The sequence below is a fragment of the Leptolyngbya sp. FACHB-8 genome (genome assembly GCF_014695575.1).
GTDB lineage: Bacteria > Cyanobacteriota > Cyanobacteriia > Elainellales > Elainellaceae > Vacuolonema.
Window position 1 is genome coordinate 46,230 of sequence record NZ_JACJOO010000076.1, and the last position, 14,971, is coordinate 61,200.

The following is a 14,971-nucleotide window of genomic DNA, read 5'->3' on the forward strand; positions in this document are numbered from 1 at the left end:
CGATTTCTAAATAGACAGAACTGAGGCTAAGCCAAGTCCAGGAGCGCCAGCGCGCCACTCTACCGATTAAGGTTCCCAATGAAATTGTTAAGAAAGCTCTCCATACTTTGCCAGAAGTTGTGTTTTCTTACCACCGCTCCTGTTCCAGTTGGGATTAGACTCTAGAACTGTCCACAGATATTCCAGTCGGAACCGATCCCTGCTCTGTTTCGGCTGAGAGGGACGATCCATTACCATTTTTTGCCTGATAGGTTTCTAGACGAGATTGAGGGCTAGATTGTTGCAGGAATTGGGTATATTGCCGATAAATAACCCGTTGCAGTGCAATAATGGCCGGATTAATCTCTACGTAGCGCCGCTTTGAGTTGCGGTTGTAGTTGACCTGCTCGCTTTCCATCATTTCCACATCCTGCATCAGGAAGGGCATGAAGAAACGCTCACGAATTAGAGGCATGAGCGGCTTGCGGATGGGGTTAACAAGCCATTGGGGAAAGGGCAACCGCAAGAACAGCATCGAGAAGGAGCGGGTTTCCTGGGGGCCAACAGGCAGGCGCATCAAGTAAAGCGAGGAAACGCCTTCCATGCTGCTGTGGTAATGGGGGTACTGGTAGTGAATGGACACCTGACGGGTCGTTACGCCACCATCTGTACTGAGACCCAGAACCTTCGTAATCCAGCCCTTGTAGTAGACCCGATACTCTGCCTGAATTGAATCGTCCGACTCTTTCAACTTCAGCAGTTCAGGGTTGAACCAGCCCTGCAAGTTTTCGTGCAGATAGCCGTGGAACACGTCCATCGTGTTTTCATTGCAGATGGAGAAGTGTGCCTTGAAGTGACCCGGAATCGGAATCATGAAATAGTTTGGGTCGTCATACTCGGGCACTTCGGGAAGCGATCGCTCCCTCGCCAATGCTGCATCTCCCGGAAACACCCAGATAATGCCGTAACGCTCTTTCACCGGGTAAACCTTAGCCTGAGCGCAGGGCAGCTTTTGGCCCTCAGGAAAATAGGGAATGTGGGCGCAGTTGCCGGTGGGGTCGAACTCCCAGCCATGATAGGGGCAAGTGAGGCGATCGCCCTTCACCTGACCCTTGTGCATTTCCACACCCTTGTGAGGGCAGGCATCCTCCATCGCATAAAGATGGCCAGAGACATCCCGATAGACAGCGATTGGCTGTTGCCAAACCTTTACTGGAATAACCGCACCGGGCTTCAAATCTTCGGCCCAGCTTACCGGATACCAGTGGTTTGGGTTAATGCCCACCTCGCGTACGGCGTTTTGGACAGTATGCCCCCGAAGTGTTGTTTCCAATTCCATTGAATATGGCCTTCCTCAGTCAGTGAGCTCAATGTTAAGCCTGTGATGGCGGCTCGATAAGAGTGAACGGATGAGAGTGTTTCGAAGTGTAAACACCCTTTAATGTAGCTTGTTGAAACGGAAATCCCTCAATTTCCTTGCAGGTAGGCAAAAAGACAGAAGTTTGACCAAACTACTCTTTCAGAATGTCTTCACTTTGACTAAACACTATTTCAGAATGTCTTCAAAGTGTTTTTCCCAGGTGGCGTGGTTACGGCGGGCTACCTGAACGATAGGGGACACGCCAATCATGAAGTTGACTAACCCATTTACCAGGGAGAGAGGAAAGCGCAAAGGGCGTGCAATATCAAGAAACAGCACAGCGCGATATTCGTCCGTGTCGTTCCATACTTCGTGATAGAAAGTGTCGTCAAAAATCAGGCTTTTCCCTTCCTCCCAATGGGCGAATTGATCAGCCACACGAATGCGACAGGCTTCTTTCTTTTCGGGAACCTTCAAACCCAGGTGATAGCGAATGAGACCCTTGTGCTTGCCCCGGTGTTCCGGAATGTGCTTGCCAGGAGCCAGAATGGAGAAAAACGCTACCTTCAGACCGGGAACTTTTTTGAGGAGTTTGACGGTTTCGGGGCAGCGATCGCAATTGGCCTTGGACTTGAATCCAAAGGCCCAGAAAAAGTAAGTCTTCCAGAGATTGTCGCCAGCAATTCGCACCTGACGGGGAGAAATGTCGTGGAAGTTGGGCAGATCATCGACATTCAGCATGACCTGGTCGAGTTCTTCCCGAATCACTTTCCAGTTTGCCTCCAACTCATAGCTGAAGGGAAACTGCTCATTCGTGAAGAACACTGAATCTCCCACCTTTGAATAAGCGGGAACCATGCTCTCCAATTTTTGCGCCACGGACGCAAGCCAACCTTTCATGCCAAGCCTCAATGATATGCCACACGAAAACAGGTTACAGGGTGGCAGGCGCAAGCGTGGGGGGTTGGGGTGACAGATACGGGGATTGTCCTAGTCAGGGGGATGGGTGGGGCGTGGATAGGTCGATACGAGGATGAGTGCATGGGCAGGTGAGCCAGAGATGGGCAAGTAGGGGGGAAGTGAGTGAGGGAAAAAGTTTTGCTTAAGGAATGGCGTTATTTATGCTGGGAGGGATTGTATGTCTATTGTGTGTAGTTGAGGTCAGCACGAGAAATGAAACTCGTGGGTAAGTTTCTCGGCTGCCACATTCCTCCAACGGCCATACTCGGCCAATAAACTTTGGCAGGCCCAAATCCAGATCGTTCCACCCACTCATCGACTCATTCACTCCTCATGTTCCTCTACCTCTCTAAACTCCTCCCACTCTTCATTTACCCGGTTGGTCTGAGTTGCCTGTTACTGACAGTGGCCTTGTTTCGGCTCTGGAAGCATCCGGGGCAGGCAGCAGTTTGTATTAGCGTAGCGCTGGCGTTATTGCTAGTGGCGGGAAATGGGCGAGTGGCAACGCGACTGGTGAAGTCGTTGGAGTGGCAGAATTTGCCGCTCGAATCCGTGCCTCAGGCAGAGGCGATCGTCGTGTTGGGTGGGGCATTGAAACCGCAGATGCCACCCCGGCCCTGGTTTGACTTGTCAGAGGCGAGCGATCGCATCCTCCACAGCGCCAGGCTCTACAAGGCAGGAAAAGCACCGCTGATCATTTTTAGCGGGGGACATATCGATTGGAGTGGGAAAGGGCCGCAAGTCTCAGAGTCGGAGGATATGGCAACCCTGGCCGAGGCTCTGAATGTACCCGCTGAAGCTATCCTGCAAGACCCAACTTCGCTCAATACTTATGAGAATGCAGTGAATGTGAAAAAGATTTTGCAAGAGAAGGGGATTAATCGGGTGTTGCTCGTGACCTCAGCCATGCATATGCCGCGATCGCTTAAAATCTTCCAAAAACAAGGCATTGAGGTCATCCCTGCCCCAACGGATTTTCTCGTGTCTGAACGAGAGTTGTGGGACCTTAGCAACAGTCCTCAATCAGCCGTGCTGAGTATTTTGCCAGATGCAGAACGCGTACAGCAAACGACGCGGGTTCTGAAGGAGTATATCGGCATGCTGATTTACCGCCTGAAGGGATGGCTGTAATACTTCCGCAATTTGGATTGTCGTTTTGAACTGACTTTGTAAGCTGAAACCTTTAGCGTAGGGTCATTGCATGCAATGACCCTACGTCAAAGGTTTCAGCCCAACACGATACTTGAAGGATCGTTGTAAGATCGGCATCAGACCCGATCGGCAGGTTTCATGGCCCACGATTCCATTTTCCACCGCGAGATCGTTCCACTGCCTCCAGAAGCGGAGGATGTGTTTGCAACCTATGAGGTTGCCCACGAGTTTTACGAGGAAGTGCAGTACCGGGAAGATTTGGATGCCTACTGTGCCTGGTATTACCAGGTTGCGGAGCAGCATCGTCAGGAATTATCTGCGATGCAGAAGGACATCAACATTCTGGGATGGTTTTATGGCCGCCAGTGAACCTCAGGCGTTGCTGGGAGTGTGAAATTGGCACGGAAAGCATAAATCTTCCGTGCCAATTTCACACTTTCTAGCATGTTTTGAGGGCCACGCATTGCTGCGCAGCCCTCAAAAGGGAATTGGAAATTTACGAACCCCGGGTGGTCGTGACAACGTAAACGACCAACGGTTTCAATTATTCAATCGTTTCTAGCTCATCTTCCCGCAGGTGGGCTTTGAACTTTTTGGAAAACTTCACCAGAACTGGAAAGTTGGCACTAATGGGCTTCCCTTCCCACTCCTTGACCAAATCAGCGACCTCGCCTTCCTGACCTTGCAGATCAAAGGCTTGGTTGCGGTGTTCGGGGTGATGGTAAACCACAACGGATTCTTTAACACGAACGCGATCGCCAGCTTTCATAGGGTTCGACAACATACTCCTGGGTGGCTTGCCGGGGCAAAATCACCAACGCTGAAAACAGAACACTAATTATCTTTGCACAGCTTGGTATTCCTGCAGACAGATGAGCTAAAACTTCAGCAATTCTCATTTTGAAATCAGGCCCGAAAACCGCGCGCCAAAGGGGCGCGGTTTTCGGGCATCAAAGCCAAGAGTTCACGCCCGTAGGGCGTGAACTCTTGGCTTTGATGCCCATACTGAGAATTGCTGCTAAAACTTCCTTGCCCTATCGTCCTAAATCAACCTGAGTTTCGGTTAAGGCTGTTTTCGAGTACCGCGCAATGTCTGGCACTCGAAAATGCCCATTTTGGCGGGCGCTTTAGCTTATCCCAAACTGAGGTTAAGTTAACCCTTTGGCTGGCAAACACAAGGAAGACAGCGACAGAACTGCTCGTCGCGCATCAACAATGGCATCGCTATGATGGGTGTCGCCTATTGTTCAGGTGTGGTCTCCTCGGGGGCAGGGTACCGCTGCCAGAAGCGGTTGAAGCTCTCAGGACTGAGCAACTGCCACACAATTGTGCTTCCTACCCCTACCACTAGCATGGCTAGCAACAAAGTGAGAACCTGCATCCAGTAGTTGGATTTGCCGGGCGTAGGAGTTTTTGGAATCTCAGCCTGGCGGGGGGCTTCGGCGGTGTCGTAAAGCAGGGCTCGGGCTGACTCAGAGAGCTCAGTTTCTGTGGGCTCAGCGGTTTTTTCTTCTGCTACTACGCGGCTTGGATCGAAGAGTCTGGGCTGCTCTGGAGTGACCTGGCAGTGCATCAGCACAACTGAGACATTGTCATGGCCGCTCTTCTCGTTTGCTAAATCGACCCAGCGTTGTGCAATCTCATCCAAGGTGGCTCTGTCCTTAAAGAGCGGTTGGAAGACGGTTTCCCAATACTGCTCTACCCGATCTTTATCGCTTAAACCATCTGAGCAAAGTAACAGCACCCCATCCTCTTCCAGAATGAACCGCTGCAGCGTGGGGTAGATGTAGTCCCCAACGCGGGTTCCTACAGCCTGGGTCAGTACGCCCCCATCCATACGACGGAGGGCTTCTCGGTGCAGGTTGCGGCCATTGCGTACCTCCCGGACGGCGACATCATCATCAACGGTGAGCAAATGGCAGTAGCGAGGGGTGATCCAGTAGGCACGGCTATCACCCAGGTGACCCAGGTAAAGCTCATGGCTATTGCCCTGGCCGTCTTCAGTCTGAAGCATTTGGGGAAGTTGGAGTGCCATCACCAGCGTGGTGCCCATGCGATCGCGCGCTTCCCGTTCCTGCTCATCGTTTTGATTGGCAATTAAGTTATTGGCAATACGAATCAGGGCCTCCAATTGCTCAGCTACGACCTGGGGAGAGGAAAGCTCCGTTTGCTCAGAAATTTCGTTCAGCAGAGCTCGAAGCTGAATTTGTAGCGATCGCACGGCCATCTGGCTGGCCACTTCCCCACCCGCATGACCACCTACGCCATCACAGACAATGGCCAAATGAGAGGCGAGGGCATCTGACTCGGACGAGCTGCGGGCGTTGGGATGGGGATAACAATAGTCTTCGTTGAGGCTGCGGCGAGGGCCTGTGGAGGTAGCCGAAGCAATATTTAAGCGCAGAGGCAGAGTCGCTGCCCGTTCCAGTAGGAGTTGGTTGAGTTGTAGGGCGATCGCCTGAATTTTCTCTGGGGGGGCATTGATCTCTACGGCCTGCATCGCCTCGCTGATTTGCTGTAGAGGCTGCTGGATGGTCTCTCGATAGCCAGTCGCCCAGGACTGCCAGAGGGCAGCCAGATCACCGAGTTGGGGTGGGGCTGTCTCTTCGTTATCCAGATAGAGGGCTCGGAGCCGCACTCGCCACCCTTCAATGCGAATGTTGTCCGGAATCAGCAGGCTGGTAGCAACCCCCAATTCCTTCAACGGCACCCATAAATCGAGTAATTGCCAGAGCCAGTAGACCTGCCGTACCGCCGTTGCCGTGGGTAGGAGTGAGGCGATCGCCGGAAACAACTTTCCCGACGAATCAATGGGGGCATTTTCTAACAGCAACACTCCTGTTGATTCCCATACCGTGAAGCTGTAAATGGTGGGAGTGTGTAGTCGGTAGGCAAATAATTTGAGGTAAGCCAGTAAGTTCTCTGGAATTTCTTCTGGAGCTTCTGGCGGACGGTTGGGGCGGGTATCCAACCAGATTTGTGGGGCTATGACGCGATAGCGATCGCCGACCACGGTTCCGGGTGCAATCTTTTCAATGCCGTTACCAATAGCCCACAGGTAACGGTAGGTCAGCGGGGTCTTGCATCGCTGGCACAGCCGTTGCCCCAAGGGCGTATCCTCGGATAAGCAATCCGGATTTGGGCATTGCATTTGAGAAAGCGTGGGGGTCTGCATAGGCGATCGCGTTAGCGGTAGCGTACTAAAAAAATAATTCTTGTCAGGTGCTACTAAATGTAGAGCAGTATAGCGAATTGCTTTTGAAATGAAACCCTTTTAAGGGGAACTAGCTTTATCGTGCTGCATCACAACCCTGCATTTTATATTCGCCAAAGTTCAACGTTTCCCGAAATAAAAAGGCAAAAAGTTGTAGTACTCGTTGAAGGGATACTACCGCCTCCCTCGGCACGCTGCAACTCTGAAGATAAGGTGATAGCGCCGAGGAGCTACCCAAATCCTGGGCTAGATTGAGAAGCAACACGGTACTGTCTATCGCGATGGAAACCTTGATGGTTCGGTACACAAAAATTCCATGAGTTCCACGACGATCTGGTTGTTAACAGGGCTTGCCCTGTGCATGTTTGAGGCTGTGCTGCCCACCGCCTTCGTGACATTAACCCTGGGGATAAGTGCGATTCTGGTCGGTCTGCTGGCGCTGGTCATTCCCAATACGGGAATACAGATTGCTCTGTGGATGGTGTTTTCATTCGTGCTGGTGATTGCATCTCGCCGGTTTCTGCCCGTGAAGCCATCCAACGTGCTAGAAGACTCCCGTGAAGCTACCACCCTGACCGAAATTTTACCCGGGAAAACGGGTCGTGTTCTGTATGAAGGCAACTCCTGGCAGGCGTTGCTGGATGCCGACCGGGCGATCGCCCCCAACCAGCCCGTGGTTGTGGTTGGTCGTCGGGGTACAACCCTCCTGATTGTGCCGTTGCATGAGCTTGACCAGCACTGAGGGCACCCTACCATTATTCCTTCCTGATTAATCGAAACATTCGCTCTTCACTGGAGATTTGGAGTTTATGGACGGACTTTTAGCATTGATTTTGGCGGCCTGTGGCATTGCGGGGCTATCCAGCTCGGTCAAAATTATCAACCAGGGAAATGAAGCTCTGGTAGAGCGTCTGGGGAGCTATAACAAAAAGCTGAAACCCGGTCTCAACTTTGTGATGCCCTTTGTGGATAACGTGGCCTACCGGGAAACCATCCGGGAAAAGGTGTTGGATATTCCGCCTCAGCCCAGCATTACGAAAGACAACGTGTCGATCACCGTGGATGCCGTTGTGTATTGGCGCATTGTTGACATGGAGAAGGCCTACTACAAGGTGCAAAACCTGCATGCCGCGATGGTGAACCTGGTGTTAACCCAGATTCGGGCTGAAATGGGCAAGTTGGAGCTGGATGAGACGTTTACGGCGCGATCGCAAATCAACGAAACCCTTTTGCATGAACTGGATGTGGCCACTGACCCTTGGGGCGTCAAAGTCACCCGGGTGGAATTGCGGGACATTGTTCCTTCCAAAGCGGTACAGGAGTCGATGGAACTGCAAATGTCTGCAGAGCGCCGCAAGCGGGCTGCTATCTTAACCTCTGAAGGGGAACGGGAAGCCGCCGTCAACTCTGCCCGAGGGAAGGCGGAAGCTCAGGTGCTGGAAGCGGAAGCTTCCCAGAAGGCAACCATTTTGGCGGCGGAAGCAGATCAGAAGGCCCGAATTCTTCAGGCCCAGGCGGAGCGTCAGAGCCAGGTGCTAAAGGCCCAGGCGACAGCCGAAGCGGTCAACATTATTACTCAGGCTCTTAAGCATGACCCCCGAGCCGCAGAAGCGGGTCAAGTTTTCCTGGCCCTGGGTTATCTCAACACCACCAGCGAAATTGGCCGCAGCAACAGTAGCAAGGTTATGTTTATGGATCCAGCCAGCATTCCAGCGGCGTTGCAGGGCATGTTGTCGCTGGTAGATGAGAAGAAGGGTTAGGGCATGAAGATGTGCTGCATTTCGCGTGGCACATCTTCCTGTTTATCGGGGGCGTTCGCCATTGCGGGGGTAGCGCTGGTCTTGCCAGACGTTGCCAACGCCTTTGATAACGCCACGTCCCACCAGCCCAATGCCGCGCCCGATCACCTCCGTCAGCACATAGACCAGGCTGCTGCCGACTACGGAAAAAGCGGAGCGTAGACGGGGGGCGATCGCATCCCGCGTTTCCAGGGCCAGAGTCACGAAATACGGAATGCCGTTGAGTTGATCGAGTTCCTCTCGGCGTGGGGCGTAAATCGAACGGTACTGAATCCCGCTGAATTGAAAGGTGAGCAGACGATAACGGCTTTCAAAGATGTCTTGAGGTTCGATAAAGTAGCGATTGCGGCGGTAGTGCCAGGATAAATCGTTGCGAAAGCGTTCGATCTCACGGGTCGATATCAGTCGACGATTGTAGAAGTTTTGCTTCATCACTTCTAAATCCGAGAAGCGGTTTAGCAGCGGTTGCATGACTCCATTCGCCACCTGAATGACCAGGTGGCTCAACAACATCTCGGCCCGAATCAGTGCTTCAGGATTCCCGGCAGCATAGGGGAGGCCATCAATGATGAGAGGTGTTTGAAATAACAGGTGAGTGATTAACGTTTCAAATCCGGGAATCGGGTCAAGAATTTCAGCCTGAACGGTATCGGCTTCATCCAGCAATTCCCCCACTAACTCCAACTCCCCCTGGGCAGTGGTCAGGGTGTAGTATTTGCCCAAGAAGTCGATGATGGTAGCTTCCCAGAGGTCGCGCAGAAGCTGCGATCGCTTCTCTGGCAAGTGCTCTATCGACACCTGCGAGAAGTTCAATTCGTCGAGAATATCTTCTAATTTCCGCAGAATGAGAATGAACAATTCCTGCTTCCGTTCGGCCCGCAGGATGTCTGTCTCCATGGGGGTATGGGTTTGATTCTCGACACTGGTTCCTAGTCTGCGCAGTACTGCATTGATAAGGAGCGATCGCAAACTTTGAGCACTCATGCGTGTCTCCAACGTCTCCACGGGAGCCGTCGCGGCTAAAGCGGGAACGGGCATGGTTTGAGGCACCATCAGGGAGGACGCAACCGGCTCAGTGCTGGTATCTCTGACCGGCTCTTCTGCCGACAACGTAGGGGTTGCCAGGATCCGTTGCACCAGCCACCGGGACGCGTTGAGCTCCCGCCTGCGGCCTTCCAGCACAAGGCGATCGAGCGAAGTGAGGCGGCGATCGCGCAATTGTTTATCCAGGTCAGCGATCGCCCGATCAATCTGCTGAGTACCCAGCATTCGCCAATTACGCCGCAGTCTCCGTAGCGGGCCGGGTGTTGTAAGGGGTGCCGCTGCTGGAGCCATTTCAATCCAAACCGCCTGCCCTGCTGCTACCTGCCGTATCGTAGCCACTAGTGTTTCAGGATCGCTATCGCGGAGCCAAAATCCTGTTGCCCCCGTTCGCCGCGTTGCTGCAACCAGCACAGGTTCGGCGGATGTTCCCAGTACCAAAATAGGCACCTGGGGAAACTGCGCGCGGAGTTGCTGGCACAAAGCAAAGCCGTGGGCGCTTCCGGGTAACCCCAGCACGATTAGGGGAGCGGGTTGACCCGCTACATCTGAGGCCGGAGGAAGGGAGAGGACAGTGGCGATCGCCTCTTCCAAACCCAACCCACCGTCGGCTATTACCTGAATATCTCCAAACTGCTCTAACCAAAGCCGCATCCCTGCCCGATAGGTCGGGTCATCATCCAGCAGAACCAGGTATAACAGCGAGGGGATCGGTGGCATTGGCAAGGTAGGGACAGAAAAATGGTTCGCCAGGAACCCTTTCTAGCTTAATCACTCAACCAGCGAAGAACCGTGTTGCAGACGGCAGAATTAGAAGCCGCTCATGGGGAAAGGGTAACGGGTACTCGGCTGTGTTATTCCAAATTTTCTCCTTCCCTAATTTCCCACCTAATATTCCTCTTCGTAAGCAGGCTCCTCATAGACAGGCTCTTCGTAAGCAGGCTCTTCGTAAACGGGCTCCTCGTCGGCAGGCTCTTCGTAAGCGGGCTCCTCATAGTCGGAAGTCGCTTCTGGAGCGCTCCAGCTATCCCAGACGGCATCTCGTTCGGCTTCCCATTGGTTGATGGAGGCACGAGCTTCACCATAAAGAGGGCGACCGCGCCCGATTTGAGCGGCCGTGTCGATCGCCCGGGTCAGGCTGCCCTGGGCAGCGAGGCCATTGGCTTCATCCAGAATCTTGCGGTCTTCGGCAATGAGCACCCGATCAATTTCGGCCTGCCAACCGTCAGCGGCGGCACTCGCTTCGGCATAGAGCGCTCGCCCCTCCTGAATCTGACGGGCTTCACGAATGGCGTCACGCAGCTTATTCTCCTTCGCCAGTTGCCGCGCCCGGTCGAGGATTGGCTGGTCCTCAATGGTTTCGATCTGGGCAACCCATTCGGCAATCCGCTCCTGGGCTTCTTCATGAAGGGCACGATCCGGGCCAATGGTTTCGGCCACAGCGATCGCCTTTCGCAAATCAGGAATCACCTTAGAATTGGCCAGATCAATCGCCCGTACCAGTATGGGTTGATCCTGAAGGAGTTCAATTTGCGATCGCCAGAAGGCAATTAATGTTTGGGCCTGCGTACGGCGAGGCCGTTCCATACTCACGTCAGCTGCCTGGTTGATGGCTAGCTCCAGAGCCTGCTTCTGGCCCAAGCTGGCGATCGCGCTGGCCATCTGCAACTGGGTCACATCCTTCAACTGGCCCTGCCAGTCTGCCATCGTGGTCTGGGCGACACTGTAGAGGGCACTGCTACGGGGGATTCCCTGAAGCGCGGCGATCGCTTCTTGCAAGCGCCAGAGCTGGGCTGGAGACGGTTGCCAGTCGGTATTTACGTCCCAGGAGGCCAATTTTTGAGCGTGGCTGTAGCGCACCAGGGCGGCCAGTTCTCCTTCCAGAGGTAAGTCAGTCGGGATGGCCTGGGCCAGGGCGATCGCCTCGTCCGTATTGCCTTGCTGCCACTGCTGCCACCCCATACTGGCGAGGGCCGTGCCCCACTCCTGACGGTTCTCCTGAGCTTCTTCCCAGGCATGGGTTTGAGGGATGATTTCGCTCAATTGTGTGAGAGCGGCCTGTAAATTATCGGGGTTCTTCCGGCGAGCTAACCGCCGAGCCTCTTGCAGAGAACCCCAGGAACTGCGCTCTGCAAAAATTTGCTGCGTGAGCTGCGCCATGCGCTGTTCACGCCAGTAGGGCGACTGCAACCGTCCCAGAGCCAGCAGTTGTTGAGAGGCTTCGCTCCAAAGCTGATTTTTCAGGGCTTCCTGGGCCGTTTCGTAAATAGCCTGACCTTCCTCCCATTCCGCTTGCCACTCCTTGATTGTGGCTTGAGCCTTGTCATAGAAAGGGCTGCTTTTAGGCACAAGGCTGGCAATTTCTAAGGCTCCTTTCAAATCGCTATTGGTGTAGCGCTGACGGGCCATTTCCATCAGGTTGCGTGACCAGCGCCCCAGCCATTGTTGTGACTCTGCGTACAGGGGGTGGCGAGGGGTCCAATCTTTGACCAAGTCAACAGCCGCTTTCAGGTCGCGCAACTCCCCAGAACGGGCCGCTTCCTGAGCACAGTAGAGCTGTTCTGGGTCGGGGGAGAGCCGGGAGACGCGATCGCACTCCGGCATAGGCGGCAGGCTGGTCAACCAGATCAGCGCGAGTATCCCTAGCCCGCCTGTGACCCCGAGACCGGTCATAAACATCATGGACAGCGTCCAACCCGTCCGCCTCTTACCCTGTCGGGTTGGATTCTTAGCCGGAGGCGATTTCTTTAGCCGGGGAACCGGATGTTTAGGCGCAGGTGCTTTTGGTGGAGCCATTCGGGCTGCTTTTTGCCGACGGAGCGCTTCAGCTTTTCGCTGAGCCCGTTCAGCTCGTTTGCGGCGCGATCGCTGCCTCGAACGTTGAGGAGGCATGACCTCCGGTGGACTGATGGGCTGTGCTACAAGCTGAGCCTGAGATCCCTCAACACTCCAGCCGAGTTCTTGCCCTTGGCGCATCCGTTGTCCGTTCACTCGTTGATTGCTTACAACCTTATCTGGCATTGGCTCTGTCCTTTCGCTGGTAGGGGCAACCCAACTCCCCGGCTATACTGGCCCGGAAACCATCCTCAACCATAAAACTAGGAGAATGCGGAATCCCCATCCCTATACGTCATCCCAAACCCAATCTTGAACCTCAAGAAACATCCTTGAACCACTACACCACATCTTGCGTATGAGGCCGCAAGAATTATCAGTAGATACTAACTGAAATCTCTAAAAAAGCATCAAAAACTTCCCGTTACCTCTACCCAACCTCAATTCGAGATCAGCCCAAGTGCCCTTTTTGGCGCGGGCTCTGCACCCACCAAAAGCCCTGAACCTGAGCTCAGGTTTACTCATATCTTCCTTGCTAGAACCAGAACCCGGACCGTTATTTTGCAGCAATTCTCATTTTGAAATCAGGCCCGAAAACCGCACGCCTTTAACGCGCGGTTTTCGGGCATCAAAGCCAAGAGTTCACGCCCTACGGGCGTGAACTCTTGGCTTTGATGCCCATACTGAGAATTGCTGGTTCCGGTGCCCAATACGGGTTTACCCATAACCGATCCCTGATTACCGATTAACCCCCCAGAGTCTCGAAAAGTCCCCGTGACATAATAGATAGATAGGGAGCACGAGGAAGTGCGCGTTCGTCTTTGGCTGGCCGTTCTGCCAGAGAGACGGCTCTTTTGATGCCATATCCTCGTCAAGATGGGTGCAGGGTGACTGCCGCGAGTTACCTCTAGGGACAGGGACGCTTATGAAAAAACAGATTCGTGAACAGGTGGAGCGCATTTTAGATGAGGAGTCTGGGCGCGTCCACAGCGTTATTGTGCAAATGGAAAGCCCGGATGAAGAACTGCGGGCCATGCTGGATGCCAGCATTGAAGCCATGCAACGGCGGCACCTCACCACCAGCCCCCGAGAGCTGCTGCCTCCCAAAGCCGATGTAATACTGAAGGATGCCGATTTTACGGCCACTGAGCGTCGTCACCTGCGGGCCAGCCAGGAAACGATGACCTCTCAGATTGCGTTAGCTGCCATACAAACCTCTACGGTACAGAGCCTCCGGCAAGCCGGGTTCCGTGTAGTAGCGGATTTGATGAAGTCGGATGTCGTGCAGGAGGCGATCGCTGCTGCCGTCAACCGCAGCAGACACAAAGACCGCCCACCTGAGGGCTTTCGCTCTTTCTGGAGTTCTCAAAGCGCCGTCCTGCGACTACGGCGCGATGACCTACATCGCTTACCGGAAGCGGTGCCCAATATCAGCGCCATCTTTCCCAATCGCTCGGTACGGCTGCCTCCCGTGCTGGAGGTGAAGCAGGTGTCGGAAGCCGTAGCAGATTACAAAACCAGTGCCTGGGGGATTGAGAAGATTGGGGCTCTGGCGGCCTGGGGAGCCTATGGTACCAAGGGCAAACACCGCACCTCCGGCCCTATTAAAGTAGCGGTACTGGATACCGGGGTTGATCCCGACCACCCTGAACTCCTAAACAAGGTAGTGGAGTGGGCTGAGTTTGATGAGAATGGCGAACGGGTTTCCGATTCGCTACCCTATGATTCGGGGGAGCATGGTCCCCATGTGTGCGGCACTATCGCTGGGGGGCATCCCGGCGCACCGAACGGTCATCCCTGGATTGGGGTGGCTCCCGACGTGGATTTGGCGGTGGGGATGGTGCTGAAGGGCGGCGCGGGGACGGACGCGCAAATTCTGGCGGGGATTGATTGGGCTATTGAAGTGGGAGCAGAGGTAATCAACATGTCTTTGGGGGCGATCGCCCTTGAACCAGACGTGGCTGACCTCTACACCCGTTCCATCCTGAATGCGAACCGTCTGGGGATTCCTGTCGTCGTCTCCATCGGCAACGAAGGGGCGCAAACCTCAGGGGTTCCTGGCAACGACTTACTGGCTTTTGCGGTGGGTGCTACAGATACTAGTGATCGCCCCGGCGGCTTCAGTGGTGGCCGAACCCAAATTATCCGTGAATCTCGCTACATCGCTGACGAGTATTTGCCGTTAGTTTATATGAAGCCAGATGTTTCCGCCCCGGGAGTCGCGATACAATCGTGCATACCCAAGAATCGTTACGCGGTTTGGAACGGCACATCGATGGCCGCTCCTCACGTAACGGGGGCAATTGCTCTGCTACTGGCCGCAACAGATATCCGCTCCGTGCCCGAACCTCGCCGGGCCTTCCTGTTGCAAGATCTACTGGTCAGTTCGGTGGAAGAAATCGGGGAATCAGGGAAAGATCATCGTTACGGGTTTGGGCGCATCAACGTTTTGAGGGCGATCGCCCATGCTAAAGAGCAGGGCTATTGAGGCGTCCCTCACGGACAGAAACACCACTAGTGGGTCATTTGACTCGAATATCGCCATTTTTTATAGGCGGCTGTCAAGATAGTAGGGAACCCTTGGGTGCCCTGCTATGACCCGTCGCCAAAAACATCCCCTGCGTGATCTGA

The 14,971-nt window shown here is 54.1% G+C and carries 11 protein-coding genes; 5 read left to right on the forward strand and 6 right to left on the reverse strand.

All coding sequences use genetic code 11. The features are described 5' to 3' along the window. Positions 1–154: 154 nt before the first annotated feature. Together H6F91_RS21525 and H6F91_RS21530 are read right to left on the reverse strand one after the other, a co-directional pair. Positions 155–1,318 (reverse strand): aromatic ring-hydroxylating dioxygenase subunit alpha, encoded by a 1,164-nt coding sequence (locus H6F91_RS21525; protein ID WP_190774674.1) that lies wholly within the window; start codon positions 1,316–1,318, stop codon positions 155–157. Between the two features lie 207 nt (positions 1,319–1,525). Continuing rightward, complete coding sequence (locus tag H6F91_RS21530; RefSeq protein ID WP_242035911.1) at positions 1,526–2,197, reverse strand: aspartyl/asparaginyl beta-hydroxylase domain-containing protein; 672 nt, start codon at positions 2,195–2,197, stop codon at positions 1,526–1,528. 435 nt (positions 2,198–2,632) lie between these two features. On the opposite strand from H6F91_RS21530, the gene H6F91_RS21535 reads away from it, so the two are divergent. Both H6F91_RS21535 and H6F91_RS21540 read left to right on the forward strand, forming a co-directional pair. Continuing rightward, entirely contained in the window at positions 2,633–3,430 is a 798-nt protein-coding gene (locus tag H6F91_RS21535; protein ID WP_190774676.1) for a YdcF family protein, read from the forward strand. Between the two features lie 159 nt (positions 3,431–3,589). Next, positions 3,590–3,820 (forward strand): hypothetical protein, encoded by a 231-nt coding sequence (locus H6F91_RS21540; RefSeq protein ID WP_190774677.1) that lies wholly within the window; start codon positions 3,590–3,592, stop codon positions 3,818–3,820. A gap of 175 nt (positions 3,821–3,995) precedes the next feature. Here H6F91_RS21540 and H6F91_RS21545 read toward each other — a convergent pair whose 3' ends face one another. Together H6F91_RS21545 and H6F91_RS21550 are read right to left on the reverse strand one after the other, a co-directional pair. Beyond that, positions 3,996–4,220, reverse strand: coding sequence for a ferredoxin-thioredoxin reductase variable chain (locus H6F91_RS21545; RefSeq protein ID WP_190774697.1), 225 nt, complete (start codon positions 4,218–4,220; stop codon positions 3,996–3,998). Between the two features lie 471 nt (positions 4,221–4,691). Further along, positions 4,692–6,626: a protein phosphatase 2C domain-containing protein gene (locus H6F91_RS21550; RefSeq protein ID WP_199307974.1), complete on the reverse strand. Its 1,935-nt coding sequence runs from the start codon at positions 6,624–6,626 to the stop codon at positions 4,692–4,694. Between the two features lie 355 nt (positions 6,627–6,981). On the opposite strand from H6F91_RS21550, the gene H6F91_RS21555 reads away from it, so the two are divergent. Both H6F91_RS21555 and H6F91_RS21560 read left to right on the forward strand, forming a co-directional pair. Beyond that, positions 6,982–7,407 (forward strand): NfeD family protein, encoded by a 426-nt coding sequence (locus tag H6F91_RS21555; RefSeq protein WP_190774678.1) that lies wholly within the window; start codon positions 6,982–6,984, stop codon positions 7,405–7,407. Between the two features lie 67 nt (positions 7,408–7,474). Then, on the forward strand, positions 7,475–8,425 hold the full coding sequence (locus H6F91_RS21560) for an SPFH domain-containing protein (RefSeq protein WP_190774679.1): 951 nt from the start codon (positions 7,475–7,477) through the stop codon (positions 8,423–8,425). 42 nt (positions 8,426–8,467) lie between these two features. On the opposite strand, the gene H6F91_RS21565 is transcribed toward H6F91_RS21560, so the two are convergent. Both H6F91_RS21565 and H6F91_RS21570 read right to left on the reverse strand, forming a co-directional pair. Then, positions 8,468–10,225, reverse strand: coding sequence for a DUF3685 domain-containing protein (locus H6F91_RS21565; RefSeq protein ID WP_190774680.1), 1,758 nt, complete (start codon positions 10,223–10,225; stop codon positions 8,468–8,470). 168 nt (positions 10,226–10,393) lie between these two features. Then, on the reverse strand, positions 10,394–12,526 hold the full coding sequence (locus H6F91_RS21570; protein WP_190774681.1) for a hypothetical protein: 2,133 nt from the start codon (positions 12,524–12,526) through the stop codon (positions 10,394–10,396). Between the two features lie 739 nt (positions 12,527–13,265). Between H6F91_RS21570 and H6F91_RS21580 the strand changes: the two genes are divergently transcribed. Further along, positions 13,266–14,828 carry a S8 family serine peptidase gene (locus tag H6F91_RS21580; RefSeq protein WP_190789467.1) on the forward strand — a complete coding sequence of 521 codons (1,563 nt, stop codon included), beginning with the start codon at positions 13,266–13,268 and terminating at the stop codon, positions 14,826–14,828. Positions 14,829–14,971 lie beyond the last annotated feature (143 nt).